We start from the raw sequence: 16,989 nt of genomic DNA, 5'->3' as shown, positions 1-16,989 counted from the left end.
CCGCTCAGTCCTGCAGGGTGACGATTGCCGGCGGCCCGTCGGCTTCGCCCTTGGCAGGCTCGTCAGCCGTACCGGCTGCCCCTGTCACAAGAGCCGCCCCCGTTGTACCCACGGTCCCGGCCACAGCGGCTTCCGCACCGGCGGCGCCCGCCGCGGCGCGCGGGCGCGATGCCGGCCGGCGCCCGTCGGGCACGCCGAGAGTTTCCTCAAGGACATCGAGAAACGCGCGCACGCTGGCCGGCATGAGCTTGCGCGCCGGCATCAGTACATACACCTTGAGCGGCGACGACATGTAGTTGGGCAACACGCGAACCAGCTGGCCCTGCGCCAGTTGCTCGTGCACAAAACGTGGCGACAGGCGCGCAACGCCAAGTCCGTCGATGGCTGCCTTGAGCCTGACCTCCGCGTTATGCGTACAGATGCGCGGCTCCACATCCCATGCATAGGTCTCCACGCCATCGCGCAGGAATTCCCAGCGGCCGTCGTCGATATGGCCGAGCGTCGGCCATCCTTCCAGGTCTTGCGGCACACGCGGCAGGCCGCGTTCACGAATCAGTGCAGGCGCCGCATAGAAGCCGCGCTCGATCAGCACCACGCGTTTGCTCGCGAACGAGCTGTCGTGCAGCCCGCTATCGGTCATCACAAACGCCAGGTCGTAGCCATGACGGACCAGGTCGGGCTGATCCCAGCTGACGTCCAGTTGCACGCGCAACGACGGATGCAGCTTGAGCAGGCGCGAGATGGATGGGGAGAGATGTTGCGAGCCGACTTCATACGGCGTGGCGATACGCAGCGTGCCGCTGACTTCCGCGCTGACGGAAGCCGCCTCCGCATTGATCTCGCGCAGTTCGCTGAACAGCGGCGAGACCCGCTCGTAGAGCTGCTGGCCGCGCTGGGTCACACGAACGCGCCGTGTGGTGCGCTCGAACAGGCGGATGCCCAGTTGACCTTCAAGGCGCGCCACGGCCGCGCTTGCCGACGACTTGGGGACTTCCGCCAGTTCGGCGCCCTGGGTGAAACCACCCCCTTCCACCACCCGGCAGAAGATTTCCCAATCCTTCCAGTCGATCGATTTCATGCAGCCACTCCGTTCATCGGGCGCCAGCGAGACGCCGCCGCGATTGTCCCACATCGTGAACAATGATGGAGTCCACGCCCCGAGTAAGGTTAAGTGTCATATTCGACACACTCGATGCGGCAGCCCTTACGGAATGGCTCGACAATTGGCAGACTTGCCAAAACCCATCCCCCGGGAGCCGCTCATGAGCCTGCCCTTTCCCGTCCACCCGTACCTATCCGGCAATTTCGCGCCGCTACTGGTGGAGTGCGACGCCCACGACCTGCCCGTCGTCGGCACGCTGCCACGTGAACTCCATGGCACGTTGTATCGCAACGGTCCCAATCCACAGTTCGCCCCGCGGGACAATGACTACCACTGGTTCACCGGGGACGGCATGATTCACGCGTTCCACATCGCCGACGGACGGGTGCGCTATCGCAACCGCTGGGTGCAAACGGACAAGTTCAAACTGGAACGCGCCGCGGGCCAGGCGCTGTTCGGCAGTTGGGGCAATCCCGCCACCAGCGATCCCGCCGTGCTCGACCAGAGCGGCAACCTCGCCAATACCAATATCGTCTGGCATGGCGGACGCCTGCTCGCGCTGGAGGAAGCGCATGCGCCGGTCGAACTCGATCGGCATACGCTGGACACGCGTGGGGAGTTTCGCTACGGCGGCAAATGGGGCAAGCCACTGCGTGGCGCCATGACCGCGCATCCGAAGATCGACCCGGTCACCGGCGAGATGGTGTACTTCGCCTACTCCGCCACCGGGCCGTTCTCGACGGGAATGGATTATGGCGTGGTCGATGGCGACGGTTTTCTCACCCGCACGGCGTCGTTCGATGCGCCCTATTCGAGCATGGTGCACGACTTCATGGTCACGCCGCGCTATGCGCTGCTGCCGATCCTGCCCATTGTCGGCAGCATGCAGCGCGCCATGCAGGGTCAGTCGGCCTATGCCTGGGAGCCGGAGCGCGGCGCGCATATCGGCATCCTGCCCCGCAACGGCGATACCGCGCGGCTACGCTGGTTCCGCGGCGATGCCTGCTATGTCTTCCACACCATGAACGCCTGGGAAGACGGCGACCTGATCCACGCCGACGTCCTGCAATACGACAACCCCGGCATGTTCAATCCCAATGCCAGCGGCCCCGGCACGCGCGCCCGGCTATGCCGGTGGACCTTCGACATGGCGAGCCACAGCGACCAGTTCACGCGCACCTGGCTGGACGATCTGGGCGGCGAATTCCCGCGCTTCGATGACCGGCATGCCATGCACCCCTATCGGCATGGCTACTTCGCGGCGCGCATGCATGAATCCTCCGGCAGGTCGACGTACGACACGCTGGTCCATCTCGACCACGCGCGTGGCGAGCGGCGCATGCATACGCTGCCCGCCGGCGATGCGATATCGGAACCGGTATTCGTGCCGCGCCGGGCAGATGCGGAAGAAGGCGATGGATGGTTGCTGGCCACGGTCTATCGTGGCCACGAGCACCGTAGCGACCTGGTGGTCTTCGAAGCCGGCGATATCTCGGCCGGACCGATGGCCACGGTGCAGCTGTCGCACCGGGTGCCGTTCGGTTTCCACGGGAACTGGGTAGCGGGCGGGATCTGACGTACGGCGACCGCCCAAGGCGCGCTAGCAGCCTGCTGCCCGACGGTACCTGCTGACCGCCAATTGCCAACCGTCAACGGCAACTGCCAACTGCGGCCAGGTAACCGCCACGCACGTCAGGCGGCCACGGGCTCCCAGCCGCCGCTCGCACGCGAATCGGCCGCAATCAGACGCATGGCGGCCCCTCTACCGGCGGGTAACTGGAAGAACGATACAGCCTGATTGAGTTCATGGCCTTGCTCCTCCAGCGAGCGCGACGCAGTGGCTGCCTCATGCACGAGCGTGGCATTCTGCTGCGTGACCTGGTCGATCTGCACGATGGCCTGGTTGACCTGCTCGATACCGCGATTCTGTTCGGCGGATGCCGCCGCAATCTCGTTGACGATGGCGGTCACGCGGCCCACCGCCTCCGTCACCGCGCTCATGGTTTGACCCGCCTCGCTCGCCAGCGTCGCGCCGGCCTGCACCTGGCCGACCGATGCCTCGATCAGTTCCTTGATCTCCTTGGCTGCCGTGGACGAGCGCTGCGCCAGACCACGCACTTCGCTGGCCACCACGGCAAAGCCGCGCCCCTGCTCGCCGGCACGCGCGGCTTCCACCGCGGCGTTGAGCGCAAGGATGTTGGTCTGGAACGCAATGCCCTCGATGATGCCCGTGATGTCGGCGATCTTCGTCGAGCTTGCGCTGATGCCAGCCATGGTCTCCACCACGCGGCCCACGGTGCCGCTGCCCCGCTGCGCAACATCGGCCGCGCTGCGTGCCAGCTCGCTGGCCTCGCGCGCGTTCTCGGTATTGTGTCGGACCGTGGCGGTCAGCTGCTCCATGCTGGCCGCGGTCTGCTCCAGCGAGGCCGCCTGCTGCTCGGTGCGCGCGGACAGATCCATATTGCCCGCCGCGATCTCGCCGGTCGCGATGCTGATATTGCCGCTCGACTCCCGCACGCGCGCCACGGTCTCGGTGAGCCGGTCGTTCATGTCGCGCAGCGCGGCCAGCAGGCGCCCGGTTTCGTCGTCGGAATTGACTTCGATATGCGTACCCAGCTCGCCGCGAGCTACCGTGCGCGCCAGCTCCACGGCGCGCTGGATCGGCCCCGTGATGGCGCGGGTCAGCAACAGGCCGCCGATCAGGCCGAATGCCACGGCCGCGATCGATACCACGATCAGCAGGTTGCGTTGCGTCTGGTAATCGTCCTGCAGGCGTTGCACCATTTCCTGCTGGCGCTCACGCGTAAAGCTGGCGTACGCATCGGTCGCCTTGACTAGCGCCGCCAGCAATGGCCGGCATTCGGCGTTCATCTTGGCAGTCGCCGCGTCATGCTGGCTGGCGAGCGCGAGATTGACGATGGCGGTCGCCACAGGTCCGTACTTAGCCTCGACCTGATTGACTTCGGCCACCAGAGTGCGCGCTTCCTGGCTGGCATCGCTATGGGCGATCATGTCGTTGAGTTTGCCCAGGTATCTGGCCACATCGTCATGCGCGCGCAGGACTTCTGCCTTCTCCAGCGCGACGTCTTCCGGGGTTTTTACCAATACGAGATTGCGTGCGGCGATCGCACGCCGGTCGACTGCGGTACGCACGAGCGTCGCCATCTCGCCACGGGCGTTGAGACCGTGGATGTAATCGTCAAAGCCAGCGATGGCCCGATTGAGGGCATGCAGGGACAGGCCCGACACCACAAGGACGACCAGCGCCAATATGCCAAATCCGGCCAGCAACTTGGTCTTGATGGATAGGTTGCGGAAACTCACAGCTCTCCTCCCGTTTTCCCGATTGCGCCATGCCGGCCGGCATGGCGGGTGACGCGCCGAATACCGAGCCCGTTCCCGTCGTTGTGATCTGGCAAAAACATTGAAGCCGCCAGATTCGGTCATTGTGCGCACATTAACGGACGTGACGCCGGAAACTGAGCCCTACGCGAGTAGGGGCAAATCGATGCGGACATCCGGGAGAAGCGGGTGTTGATGACCGTTCGGAATGGATGCGGCGACGTGCTCGCGCAGGAAGCGCCCAGGAAGCGCCCAGGAAGCGCCCAGGGACCGCCAAGGGACCGGCAAGGGACCGGCAAGGGACCGCCAGCAACGGGCAGCGAGCAGGGCGCATCGCACCGCGAGGCCCTGCTCATGGGCAGGGGGCGCCGTTGCCATCAGGCCGCAGCTTCGCCCTCGTCGCGCCGATGCGCCCACCGGTACAGCGCCGGCAAGACCAGCAGCGTCAAGGCCGTGGACGACAGGATGCCGCCGATCACCACGGTGGCCAGCGGCCGTTGGACCTCGGCGCCGGTGCCGGTTGCGATCGCCATCGGCACAAACCCCAGCGATGCCACCAACGCCGTCATCAGTACCGGCCGCAGACGCGTCAATGCCCCCTCGCGGACCGCGGCATCGAGCGGTTGCCCGGCCTCGCGCAAGCCGCGGATAAACGACAGCATGACCAGGCCATTCAGCACCGCCACCCCGCACAGCGCGATAAAGCCCACCGCGGCGGTAATCGACAGCGGAATGCCGCGCAACCATAGCGCCAGAATGCCACCCGTCAGCGCAAACGGGATACCGGTAAACACCAGCAACCCATCCTTGAGGTTGCCGAACATCGCAAACAGCAGCACAAACACCAGCAGCAACGCCACCGGCACCACGATCTTCAACCGCGCCGTGGCGGACTGCAACTGCTCGAACGTGCCGCCCCATGCCGTCCAGTAGCCCGTCGGAATCTGCACCTGACGCTCCAGCGCCGCCGCGGCTTCCGGCACGAAGGAACCGAGATCGCGACCGCGCACGTTGGCACTCACCACGATGCGGCGCTTGCCGTCCTCACGCGATACCTGGTTGGGCCCCGGCGCGAGTTCCAGGGTGGCCACCTCGCTCAGGGGAATAAAGGTGGCGCGTGCATCCGCACCCTTTGGCAACGGCACCGGCAAGCGCCGCAGGGCTTCGATATCGTCGCGCACGGCGTCGGGCAGGCGCACCACCATATCGAAGCGACGATCGCCTGCAAAGAAGGTGCCCGCCTCGCGCCCGCCGATGCCGATCGCCACCGCGTCCTGCACATCGCTCATATTGAGCCCGTGGCGCGCGGCCTTCTGGCGATCGATATTGACCGTCAGCATCGGCAGGCCGGTGGTCTGTTCCACCTTGACTTCCGTGGCGCCGCGAATGGTCTGGAGCACAGCCGCCACCTGGTTGGCGGTGGTTTCCAGTACCGCGTTGTCGTCGCCGAAGATCTTGACGGCCACGTCGGAGCGCACGCCCGAGATCAGCTCGTTGAAGCGCAGCTGGATCGGTTGCGAGAACTCGAAGTTGTTGCCGGGCAGCCGGCTTACCTCCTCGCGGATGGCCGCCACCAGTGCGTCATGAGACTTGCGCGGCTTGGGCCACTGGTCTTGCGGCTTGAGCATGATGTAGCCGTCGGAGATATTGGGCGGCATCGGGTCGGATGCAATCTCCGCGGTACCGGTGCGCGCAAACACACGCTCGATTTCCGGGAATTTCGCTACCAGCGTTCGCTCGATCTGCTTCTGCATCTCGAGCGACTGCGTCAGGCTCGTACCGGGGATGCGCAGCGCCTGGATGGCGATATCGCCTTCGTTGAGGTTCGGAATAAACTCGCTGCCGAGCCGCGTAGCCACCGCGCCGCACATCACCACGATCATGGCGGCAGCCGTGAACACCACCGGCGTGTTGGCCAGCGTGCGGTCGAGCAGCGGCGCATAGCCGGCGCGCGCCCACGCCATCAGCCGGTTTTCCTTCTCCGCCACGCGGTCGCCGATAAACAGCGCCACCGCCGCCGGCACAAAGGTCATCGACAGGATCATCGCGCCGACCAGTGCCAGGACTACGGTAAAGGCCATCGGATGGAACATCTTGCCTTCCACTCCGGTCAGCGCAAACACCGGCAGGTAGACGATCATGATGATGAGCTGGCCAAACAGCAGGGGCCGCCTGGCCTCGCGCGCGGCCGCGAAGACTTCCTTGAAGCGTTCGGCACGCGTCAGCGCGCGGCCGTGCCCAGCCTGGGCATGGGCCAGCCGCCTGACGCAGTTTTCCACGATCACCACCGCGCCGTCGATGATGATGCCGAAGTCGAGCGCGCCCAGGCTCATCAGGTTGGCGCTGACCCGGTACTGGATCATGCCGGTGAACGTGAACAGCATCGAGAGCGGAATGACCAGCGCGGTGATGATCGCCGCACGGATATTGCCAAGGAAGAGAAACAGGATGACGATGACGAGCACCGCGCCTTCCAGCAGGTTCTTCTTGACCGTGGCGATGGCCTTGTCGACCAGGCGCGTGCGGTCGTACACCGTGACCACCTTGACCCCATCCGGCAGCGTCCGGTTGATCGCGTCCACGCGCCTGGCAACCGCCTGCGACACCGCGCGGCTGTTCTCGCCGATCAGCATGAAGACGGTGCCGAGCACCACCTCCTTGCCGTTCTCGGTGGCCGCGCCGGTACGCAGCTCGCGCCCGGTTTCCACCGCGCCGATATCGCGCACGCGGATAGGTTGCCCCTGCGCGGTGCCGACGATGATGTCGCCGATATCCTCCATCGAGCGCACCTGCCCCGGCGCGCGCACGAGATACTGCTCGCCGCGCCGCTCGATATAGCCGGCGCCGACGTTATCGTTGTTCTTGCCCAGTGCCTCGACCACATCGGTCAGGGTCAGGCCATAAGACGCGAGCCGTTCCAGGCTTGGTGCCACCAGGTATTGACGATCGAACCCGCCGATGGCGTTGATGTCGGTCACGCCCGCCACGTTGCGCAACTGCGGCCGCACCACCCAGTCCTGGATCTCGCGCAGGTCGGTCGGCGAATAGGCGGAACCGTCCGGCCTGCGCGCGTCCTTGTCCGCTTCCACCGTCCACAGGTAGATCTCGCCGAGGCCGGTCGAGATCGGTCCCATGGCCGGCGTGACGCCGGCGGGCAGATGGTCGCGCGCTTCCTGGATGCGCTGGTTGACGAGCTGCCGCGCGAAGTAGATATCGGTGCCGTCCCTGAAGATCACGGTGACCTGCGACAGGCCGTAGCGCGACAGCGAGCGCGTCTGCACCAGACCCGGCAGGCCGGCCATCACCGTTTCCAGCGGGTAAGTAATGCGCTGTTCCGCCTCCAGCGGCGAATAGCCAGGTGCCTGCGTGTTGATCTGCACCTGCACATTGGTGATATCGGGCACGGCGTCGATGGGCAGGCGCGTATAGCTGTACCCACCCAGCAGCGCCATGCCCAGCACGGCAAGCAGCACCAGCCATCGCTGCGCAATGGCAAAGCCGATGATACGTTCGAACATGCGTGTCTCCCGTATCAGTGGCTATGTTCCGTGCCGGACTTGCCCAGTTCCGCCTTGAGCACGAAGCTGTTGGCGGCGGCATAACGCGCGCCCGCCGCGAGTCCGTCGGCGATCTCCACCAGCTTGCCGTTGCTGCGCCCGGTCTTGACCGGCCGCACCGCAAAGCCATCTGCCGTGGCGACGAAGACCACCGTGCGTCCCTCTATCTCCTGCACCGCATCCGCGGATACCGCCACCGGCACCGTCACGTCCGCCCCGCGTACGCTGACCGTCACGAACAGACCGGGGCGCCACGCCATGCCGGGATTGGTCAGCGTCACGCGCGCCTTGGCGGTGCGCGTCTGCTCGCCCAGCAACGATCCCACATAGGACACCTTGCCTTCCGCCGTACCGTCGAATGCCGTCGAGCGGATCGACGCACGTTCCCCCACCCGTACGCTGCCGAGATCGCGCGCCGACACGACGAACTCCGCCCACACCGAGTTCAGGTCCGAGATCGTGAAGATATTGGCATCGGCCGCGACCGCCTCGCCCAGGGCCAGATGCTTCTCGACGACGATGCCGTCGAATGGCGCGCGCAGCTCAAAGCGGTTGAGCGCGCCGCTGCCCGCATCGGCACCGATGGCGGTGAGCTTCTGACGTGCGTTATGCACGCTGATCTCGGCCTCCTGCAGCGCATTGCGCGCGACCAGGTAGTCCTGCTCGGCGGAGATCTTTTCTTCCCAGAGCCTCTTCTCGCGTGTGTAAGTCGTACGCGCGAGTTCGAGCCGGCGTTGCGCGGCCAGCAGTTCGCTACGCTGGTCCGACAGTGCCGTGCTCGCGATCACGGCCAGCAACTGTCCCTTCCTGACGGCCTGGCCGATATTGGCCGGCACGCTTTCCACCACGCCCGCCAGCCGTGGCACTACATGGGCGGTGCGGTCTTCGTTGAAGCGGATTTCGCCGGGAAACTCGAGACTGGCCTGGACGCTGCCAGGTCCCGCCGCCGCAATGGCGATACCGGCCTGCGCTACCTGATCCGCGGTCAACCGGACAGTCTCGGGTGCACTGGCATTTGCGGCGGGAGCGGGCCTCGCGGGCTCGTTGCCGACACCATGGGCGCCATGCTCGTCGCGTTCGCCGCGTTCGCCGGGCTCGTTGTGCGCGCCATGCGCGGCGTCTTCCGCATGTTCGCCGTGCTCGTGATCGTCGGCGCCCGTGCGCCCCGCCAGCAGTATTGCGGCTGTCGCCAGCACGCCGACAACGGCGATTGCGACGATCATCTTCCATTGCTTGTTTGACATTGCCATGATCCGTGACCCGTTTAACGACCGAGAATGCGGTCGATGGTGGTTGCCGACTGGTAGGTGCGCGCCAGCACGCCCAGATAGCGAATGCGCGCCTGGAACAGCGTGCGCTGCGCGTCCAGCACGTCGAGGTAGTTGAATTTGCCGGCTTCGAAGCCGGTGGTCGCCGCCCGGTAGGCCTGCTCGGCGGCGGGCAGGACCGTACCCTTGAGCGTCTGTGCCGAGGCCCGCGAGACCGATAGCTGGTTCGACGCCATCGACAGCTCGTTGGTCAGGCGGATGCGTGTGGCGAGGTATTCGTCCTGCGCCTTGTCGGCGCGGCGGATCGCCTCGTACAGATTGCCCTGGTTGCGGTCGAACAGCGGCAGCGGGATCGAGACCCCGATGACCGCCATGTTGCGGTTGCTTTCGTTCTCGCGCTTGGCGCCGACGCTGAGGGTCATATCGGGATACTGGCGGCTGCGCTCCAGATTGATCAGCGCTTGCCGGCGTTCCGACTCCACGCGCCCGGCCACGATGCCCGGCGCCTCGTCGAGCGCCGCGCGCAATGCGTCGGGCGCAGGCCGCGATGGCAGTGCATCGAGGTCGCCCGCCGCCTCGGAGAAGCGCGGCGTGGCATTGCCCCAGAGCGCGGCCAGCGCCTGCCGTGCGCTCTGCAGCTCGGCCTTGGCTTCCGCCAGCTCCAGCTCGGCGTTGGCCTGCTCGACGCGCGCCTTGGTCTCTTCCACCGGCGAGATCTTGCCGGCCGCTACCCGGCGTGCCGCCGCATCGGTACCGCGCGCGGCGATGTCCACCGAGCCGGTGGCGAGCCTGACGCGCTCCTGCGCGATCAGCACGCCGAAGAAACCTTCGATGACCGCGGCACGCAGGTCCGCGCGGATGCCGCCGAGCGCTGCCTGCGCGGCCTCGCGTCCGCGTTCCGCCGCGGCAATGCGCGCCGAACGCTTGCCGCCGAGCTCGATCGGGATATTCAGCAGCGCGGTCGAGGTACGTGTGGAACGGCTGGTGTCTTCCACCAGCGTGGCGAGTTCCGGATTGGGAATCGTGCGCGCCTGCATGATGGCGCCCTCGCTGGCATCCACTTCCCGGCCCGCGGCCGACAGCGTGAAATTGCCCGCCGCGGCCAGCGCGAGCGCCGCTTCGAGCGTCAGCGGTCCGGCCGGCTCGGCCGTGGCGACGCCGGTGGCGACGGCGGTCGCAGGGGTGGTGGTTACACCGGCGGCGGCGTCAGGCCGATTCTGTGCCGCGGCGGGGGATGAGAGAAACAACGGGCTGCAGGCGGCCGCCAGCCCAAGCGGCAACAATAGTCTTCGCATCGAATTGCACCAGGTTCAGTTACCGGGGGAATTCGGCGAAACGGCGCGGGCCTCGATTCAGCAGATCAGGCGCAGCACAGGCGCAGGTCAGCCGCAGGTCAGGCGCAGGTCAGGAGCACGTCGTCTCGCCGGTCAGACGAGACGGCGCCACTGGGGACGATCGGGCGCCCCGGTATGGCGCGAGCGGAAGTTGGGCTCCACGGAGCGGGCTGGCGCATGCACGCGCGCCACGGCGGATTCGACCGACAGCGCCGCGCATGCGAGCGGCAGCGAGGCGAGATGGCAGACGCCGCAATCGATATCGATCACGGGCTTCTTGTCATGCTCGCTCTTGGCCTCGTGCCGATGCTCGTGATGGCCGATATGCCAGTTCGCGCTCGTGGCGGCTTCGTGCTGGCAATAGCGTGCCGCCGCGGCCCAGGACATCTGGCACGGCAGCACAAGCAACAGGAAGATCAGCAGAAGACGCCGCATCGAGGCAGTGGCGAATCGGTAAGGGGAACTCGGGAACTCGGAAAGTCGCGAACCGCGAGTGTAGCAAACCCGCTGGTCGGGCCTGGTGTGGCGTGATGGACTGTTACATCGCGCGAGGTCGGCCCGACGCCCGGCCGAAGGTCAGTCGAAGATCTCTTCGAGCCACGACTTGCGCCGCCTGGCGTGGCCGTAGCCATGATCGCGCCGGTTCTGCTGCTGATAACGATAATCCGACGACTCGTGGCCTTCACGCGCCGCGCGCGGCGATTTGTCGAACGAAGTGTCGAGCGCGCGTTGCAGCAGTTTGTCCAGCTCGCCGCGATCGAGCCAGACGCCGCGACATTGCGGGCAATAGTCGATCTCGATGCCTTGGCGGTCGGCAAGGGTCAACACGGCATCCGGGCAAACAGGACATTTCATGGGCATGGCCTCCGTGGCATTCAGCGTTGCGACGGACCCATTCTATGGGCGCGGCATTTGTCATAGCTGTTTCTGACCTAAATGTAATGTTGAACCGTCGCCACGGCGATGGCATGGCGAGCGCCTACACTCGTCCGAGGCATCTCACAGTTTCTTCAGCGGCAGATGCCCCCTGAGTCGCTTCCATGAGGTGAATGATGAAAATTCTGATGGTGTTGACTTCGCATGACACGCTGGGCAATACGGGCAAGAAGACCGGCTTCTGGCTCGAGGAGCTGGCCGCACCGTATTACGTCTTCAAGGACGCCGGCGCCGAAATCGTGCTCGCATCGCCCAAGGGCGGCCAGCCGCCGCTCGATCCCAAGAGCAACGAACCCGACTTCCAGACCGCAGATACCAGACGCTTCGAGGCGGACGCCGAGGCCAGGGCGCATCTGGCCGCGACGCGGCCGCTCAAGGAGGTGGCCCACGACAGCTTCGACGCGGTGTTCTACCCCGGCGGCCATGGCCCGCTCTGGGACCTGACCAACGATGCCGAGTCCATCGGACTGCTGGAACGCACCATTGCCAACCACAAGCCGCTCGCGATGGTCTGCCATGCCCCCGGCGCGCTCCGCTTTGCCAAGTCGGCGAATGGCAACCCGCTGGTAGAGGGCAAGTCTGTCACCGGCTTTTCCAATAGCGAGGAAGCGGCAGTGCAACTGGTGGAAGTGGTGCCCTATCTGGTCGAGGACGTGCTCAAGCAGAACGGCGCCAAGTATTCGAGCGGACCCGACTGGCAGTCCCATGTGGTGGAAGACGGCCTGCTGATCACGGGACAAAACCCGGGCTCGTCGGCCGATACGGCCCGCGCCCTGCTCAAGCGATTCAGGACGTAGACGCAGACATCATGGCCGGTTCATGGCGCACCGATGCGCCTGGACCGGCTTCGATGACAGATCTGTCATCTTTTTGATCGGAAATTGTCCGCCCCGGCTCCCTACAGTGGCGATGCAGTACACCAGCCATACGCAGCATTCGTACGCATCGCAACGTTACCGCGCCGCCGAGCCAGGCATATCGCGGTCTCTCGGGAGCTTACTCATGATCGCGACCACGCTCGATACCGCGCAACCCGTCTACGCGGGAAACCTCGACGCCGATACCTCCGGCATGCTCTATCACCGTCTGGCCGATGCCATCGAGCGGTCCGTGGAGCAAGGCATCTTTCGCGCCGGCGAGCGCATTCCATCGGTACGCCAGGCCAGCCAGCAGCACCGCATCAGCGTCAATACCGTGGTCCGCGCATATCTGCTGCTGGAGTCGCGCGGCATTATCGAAAGCCGTCCGCAGTCAGGATTCTTCGTGCGACCGCGTCTGGAGATTCCAGCGGTGTCGACGTCTCATGCCACGACCGGCGCGGATGACGATGCGGACATCGATCTCACGCAACTGGTCCTCGGCACCCTGCGCGCCATCCAGCATGACAACGCGCTGCCGCTCGGCTCGCCCTATCCGGACACCGCGCTGTTGCCATCGCAACGCATTGCGCAATACGTCGCGGTGCAGGCGCGCCGCTGCGGCAACAGCGCCATGCTCGACGGACTGCCGCCCGGCCACCCCGCGCTGATCCGTCAGCTGGCACGGCGGTATGTGGAGCGCGGCCAGTATGCCGATCCCGACGAATTCATCGTGACGTGCGGCGCCACGGAAGCGATCCGCCTGTGCCTGCAGGCGGTGGCGCGTGCCGGCGACGCGGTGGTAGTGGAATCGCCGTGCCACTACGGCATGCTGGAAACCATTCTTCACCTTGGCATGCGGGCCATCGAGGTGCCCTGCGACGCGTCGGGCAGCATCGATATGGCCGCCCTGACGCTCACGATGGCAAGCGAGCCGGTTGCCGCCTGCCTGCTGACGGCCAATTTCTCCAATCCGCTCGGCCGGCAGATGCCCGAGGACAAGAAGCGCGAGCTTGTGGCGTTACTCACTTCGCGCGGCATTCCCGTCATCGAAAATGACGAATACAGCGAGCTCCATACCGGCAGCCAGCATCCTACCTCGCTAAAGACGTACGACACGCGTGGCATGGTCCTGCACTGCGGATCCTTCTCGCGCTGCCTGACGCATCGTCATCGGATCGGCTGGGCACTGCCGGGACGGTTTCGCCAGCAGGTGGAAAAGCTCAAATTCCTCAGCGCCATTACCACGCCGCCGAGCGTGCAGCTCGCACTGGCCGAGTACCTGCGCAACGATGGCTACGACCATCATCTGCGGCGCCTGCGTCGGCGTATCGCACAGAACGCCAGCATCATGGAGGCTGCGGTACGTCGCTTCTTTCCCGACGGCACGCGCGCGCACACACCGACCGGCGGCTATCTGCTGTGGGTCGAGTTGCCCGAAGGGGCCGATTCGCTGGCGCTCTATCGCCGGGCGCTTGCCTGCGGCATTACCGTTGCACCGGGCAAGCTGTTCGGCACCGATCATCGCTATCGTTGCTTCGTACGGCTGAACTTCAGCGGCGAATGGACGGGCGAGATCGATCGCGCCATGCAAACCCTTGGCCAGTTGGCAGACGCCGCCACGCGTCCTCGCCACTGAGCCTGCGGGGTCCGCGCATCCGTATCGGTACAAAAAAAGTGTCCGGAGCCGCAGCGTGCAGCAAATGCCGATACGCGTTTCACCCCGGCTAGCTCCGGACACCAGTGCCACGTCAGTACCGGGGTGAGTAGAGGGATGGAAGCGTCCTGACTCTGGCCGCGATCGTGACATGTGCACTGTAGGCGTTATCGCAAGCGCCGTGGAATACAGACGTTCACTTCGTCGTGCAATACAGCTCACCTGCGCCACTGACGTCGCGAGCTACGTCCACTGTGTCCTTTGCGCGTCCGGTCTGTTGTATCCACCGCTTCGGGCGCGGCCCTCCTACGCTTGCACCGTTGCCTTCGCAGTGGAAGGCGAGACCAGAGGAATGAACGCCATGAGCAAGCCGAACCCCGAAGAGGGATACGTCGCCCCCTACACCCACCCGGCCGCTGGCTGGGGCGCGCTGAAGTATGTCGCCATCAACCTGGTGAAGGAAAAGGTGGCCGGTGGCAAGTATGTCACGCTGTTCCGGCAGAACCAGCCCGACGGCTTCGATTGCCCAGGCTGTGCGTGGCCGGACCGCGAGCACGGATCGACCTTCGAGTTCTGCGAGAACGGCGTCAAGGCCGTAGCGGCCGAAGCCACCAGCAAGCGCGTGACGCCGGAATTCTTCGCCGCGCATACCGTTACCTCGCTGCTCGAGCAGACCGACTTCGAGCTCGAACAGCACGGCCGCCTGACGCATCCGATGGTCTATGACGCGGTGGCGGACCGCTATGTGGCGGTCGACTGGAAAGAAGCCTTCGCGCTGATTGCGCGCCATCTGCGTGCGCTCGACCATCCGCATCAGGCAGCGTTCTATACGTCGGGGCGCGCCAGCAACGAGGCCGCGTTCCTGTACCAGCTGTTTGTGCGGGCGTACGGCACCAACAACTTTCCCGACTGCTCGAACATGTGCCACGAGGCCACCAGCCGCGGACTGCCGGTGACGGTAGGCGTCGGCAAGGCGACCGTGGTGCTCGACGACTTCGAACACGCCGACACCATCCTGATCTTTGGCCACAACGCCGCCACCAACCATCCGCGCATGCTCGGCGAGCTGCGCGAGTGCGCGCGGCGTGGCGCGACCATCGTGTCGATCAATCCGCTACGCGAGCGTGGCATGGAGCGTTTTACGAGCCCGCAGCATGCATCCGAGATGATCACGGGCAGCAGTACCCGGATCGCCTCGATGTTTGTGCAGCCGAGACTCGGTGGCGACTTCGCACTGATCAAGGGCATGGCCAAGCGGCTGGTGGAAATGGACGATGCCGCGCGTGCGCGTGGCGAGCCGGCGCTGATCGACGACGAGTTCGTGCGCATGCATACCAACGGCTTCGACGCTTTCGTCGCCGACCTGCGTGCGGAGAGCTGGCCCGACATCGTGGCGGAGTCGGGCACCACGCGCGAGGACATCGACGCGCTGGCGGCCGTCTATGCACGCGGCAAGAATGTGATCGCGTGCTGGGGCATGGGGCTGACGCAGCATAAGAACTCGGTGCCGACCATTCAGATCCTGTCCAACCTGATGATGATGCGCGGCAATATCGGCCGGCCTGGTGCGGGCCTGCTGCCGGTGCGCGGTCATTCGAACGTGCAGGGCGACCGCACCGTCGGCATCGAGGAGAAACCCGAGCCGGAGTTCCTCGACCGCCTGCAGGCTGCCTTCGGCTTTGCGCCGCCACGCGAGCACGGTTATGACGTGGTCGATACCATCGCGGCAATGCTGGCGGGCAAGGTCAAGGTCTTCGTCGGCCTGGGCGGCAACTTCTCTACCGCGACGCCCGACACGCCGCGCACGCACGCCGCGATGCGCCAGTGCAACCTTACCGTGCATATCGCCACCAAGCTCAACCGCAGCCACCTCGTTCATGGTCGCGATGCATTGATCCTGCCCACGCTGGGTCGTACCGAGATCGATATGCAGAACGGCGTGGCGCAAGGCGTGACAGTCGAGGACTCGGTCTGCATGGTGCATATCTCGTACGGCATGAACCAGCCGGCGTCGCCGCACCTGCTCTCCGAGATCGCCATCGTGGCGCGCGTGGCCGACGCTACGCTTGGCAGCAAGACTATCGACTGGCTCTGGTATGCGCAGGACTATGCGCGCATCCGCAATGCCATCGAGAAAGTAATTCCAGGTTTTGAGGACTACAACGCGCGCATTGCCGTACCCGGCGGCTTTCATCTCACGCCGCCCGCGCGCGATCGCATCTGGGCTACGCCATCGGGCAAGGCGGAGTTCATCGTCCACGCCATCGACAAGGACACGCCGATCCGCCGCGCGCGTGCCGAGCATGGCGAGCGCCTGCTGGTGATGATGACCACGCGCTCGCACGACCAGTACAACACGACGATCTACGGGCTCAACGATCGCTATCGCGGCGTGTTCGGCCTGCGCCGCGTGGTCTTTATCAGCCCGGCAGACCTCGATCGGCTGGGCTTCAAGGCGGGCCAGCACGTGGATATCACCAGTGTCTGGGGCGACGGCATCGAACGCCGCGTCGAGGATTTCCGGCTGGTGCCGTACGACATTCCGCCGGGTTGCATCGGCACGTATTACCCGGAAACCAACCCGCTGGTGCCGCTGGAAAGCACCGGGGATGGTTGCGGCACGCCGACGGCAAAGTCGGTACCGGTGTTGCTGAGCCTGTCGCGGACGCAGGGGGCCGCAGTTGCGTGAGATTGCAAGCGACGGTGACCTGTAGCGCGGGGGGAGGCGCAACGACGATGCGGCGATATCGGACATAGACACATTGAGCGCCGAATTTCAATAGTGCATGCAACAACAGGGGCTTAATCTCCTCGGGCAAACCCGGTAGCATCCGAGGGTGCGGAAAATGCCCTTCCGGTAATCGGAGAGGCGTGGGCGAGCAACGGGTTCGCCCCGGCACAGGCGCGCCGCAGAGCGCGCCCCACTCCAGGCCTGC

11 protein-coding genes are annotated in these 16,989 nt (G+C 65.4%); 4 read left to right on the top strand and 7 right to left on the bottom strand.

Annotated features, from left to right (window positions below; genetic code table 11):
• Window positions 1-4: 4 nt before the first annotated feature.
• The gene (locus tag DFLDMN_RS14695; RefSeq protein WP_423195657.1) at window positions 5-1,078 is read right to left on the bottom strand and encodes a LysR family transcriptional regulator; all 1,074 of its coding nucleotides are present in this window, start codon (window positions 1,076-1,078) and stop codon (window positions 5-7) included.
• Between the two features lie 184 nt (window positions 1,079-1,262).
• Between DFLDMN_RS14695 and DFLDMN_RS14690 the strand changes: the two genes are divergently transcribed.
• Complete coding sequence (locus DFLDMN_RS14690; RefSeq protein WP_423195656.1) at window positions 1,263-2,678, top strand: carotenoid oxygenase family protein; 1,416 nt, start codon at window positions 1,263-1,265, stop codon at window positions 2,676-2,678.
• Between the two features lie 116 nt (window positions 2,679-2,794).
• Here DFLDMN_RS14690 and DFLDMN_RS14685 read toward each other — a convergent pair whose 3' ends face one another.
• The 6 genes from DFLDMN_RS14685 to DFLDMN_RS14660 all read right to left on the bottom strand — a co-directional run bounded on the left by DFLDMN_RS14685 (window position 2,795) and on the right by DFLDMN_RS14660 (window position 11,458).
• Window positions 2,795-4,426 (bottom strand): methyl-accepting chemotaxis protein, encoded by a 1,632-nt coding sequence (locus tag DFLDMN_RS14685; RefSeq protein ID WP_423195655.1) that lies wholly within the window; start codon window positions 4,424-4,426, stop codon window positions 2,795-2,797.
• A 395-nt stretch (window positions 4,427-4,821) separates the two neighbouring features.
• The gene (locus DFLDMN_RS14680; RefSeq protein ID WP_423195654.1) at window positions 4,822-7,962 is read right to left on the bottom strand and encodes a CusA/CzcA family heavy metal efflux RND transporter; all 3,141 of its coding nucleotides are present in this window, start codon (window positions 7,960-7,962) and stop codon (window positions 4,822-4,824) included.
• Between the two features lie 14 nt (window positions 7,963-7,976).
• Entirely contained in the window at window positions 7,977-9,251 is a 1,275-nt protein-coding gene (locus tag DFLDMN_RS14675; protein ID WP_423195653.1) for an efflux RND transporter periplasmic adaptor subunit, read from the bottom strand.
• A 14-nt stretch (window positions 9,252-9,265) separates the two neighbouring features.
• A complete protein-coding gene (locus tag DFLDMN_RS14670; protein WP_423195652.1) occupies window positions 9,266-10,564 on the bottom strand; it encodes a TolC family protein in 1,299 nt (432 codons plus the stop codon).
• Window positions 10,565-10,696: 132 nt separating this feature from the next.
• Window positions 10,697-11,038, bottom strand: coding sequence for a cation efflux protein, CzcI family (gene czcI / locus DFLDMN_RS14665; protein WP_423195651.1), 342 nt, complete (start codon window positions 11,036-11,038; stop codon window positions 10,697-10,699).
• 141 nt (window positions 11,039-11,179) lie between these two features.
• Window positions 11,180-11,458, bottom strand: coding sequence for a zf-TFIIB domain-containing protein (locus tag DFLDMN_RS14660; protein ID WP_423195650.1), 279 nt, complete (start codon window positions 11,456-11,458; stop codon window positions 11,180-11,182).
• 197 nt (window positions 11,459-11,655) lie between these two features.
• Between DFLDMN_RS14660 and DFLDMN_RS14655 the strand changes: the two genes are divergently transcribed.
• From DFLDMN_RS14655 to DFLDMN_RS14645, 3 genes are all read left to right on the top strand, one after another.
• Complete coding sequence (locus DFLDMN_RS14655) at window positions 11,656-12,336, top strand: type 1 glutamine amidotransferase domain-containing protein (RefSeq protein WP_423198425.1); 681 nt, start codon at window positions 11,656-11,658, stop codon at window positions 12,334-12,336.
• Between the two features lie 274 nt (window positions 12,337-12,610).
• A complete protein-coding gene (locus tag DFLDMN_RS14650; RefSeq protein ID WP_423198424.1) occupies window positions 12,611-14,035 on the top strand; it encodes a PLP-dependent aminotransferase family protein in 1,425 nt (474 codons plus the stop codon).
• 379 nt (window positions 14,036-14,414) lie between these two features.
• Window positions 14,415-16,742, top strand: a complete 2,328-nt coding sequence (locus tag DFLDMN_RS14645; RefSeq protein ID WP_423195649.1) for an FdhF/YdeP family oxidoreductase — start codon at window positions 14,415-14,417, stop codon at window positions 16,740-16,742.
• The last annotated feature ends 247 nt before the right edge of the window (window positions 16,743-16,989 follow it).

This window comes from Cupriavidus sp. H19C3 (assembly GCF_049393815.1).
Classification (GTDB): Bacteria; Pseudomonadota; Gammaproteobacteria; order Burkholderiales; family Burkholderiaceae; genus Cupriavidus.
This window is presented reverse-complemented; position numbering and strand designations above follow the sequence as displayed.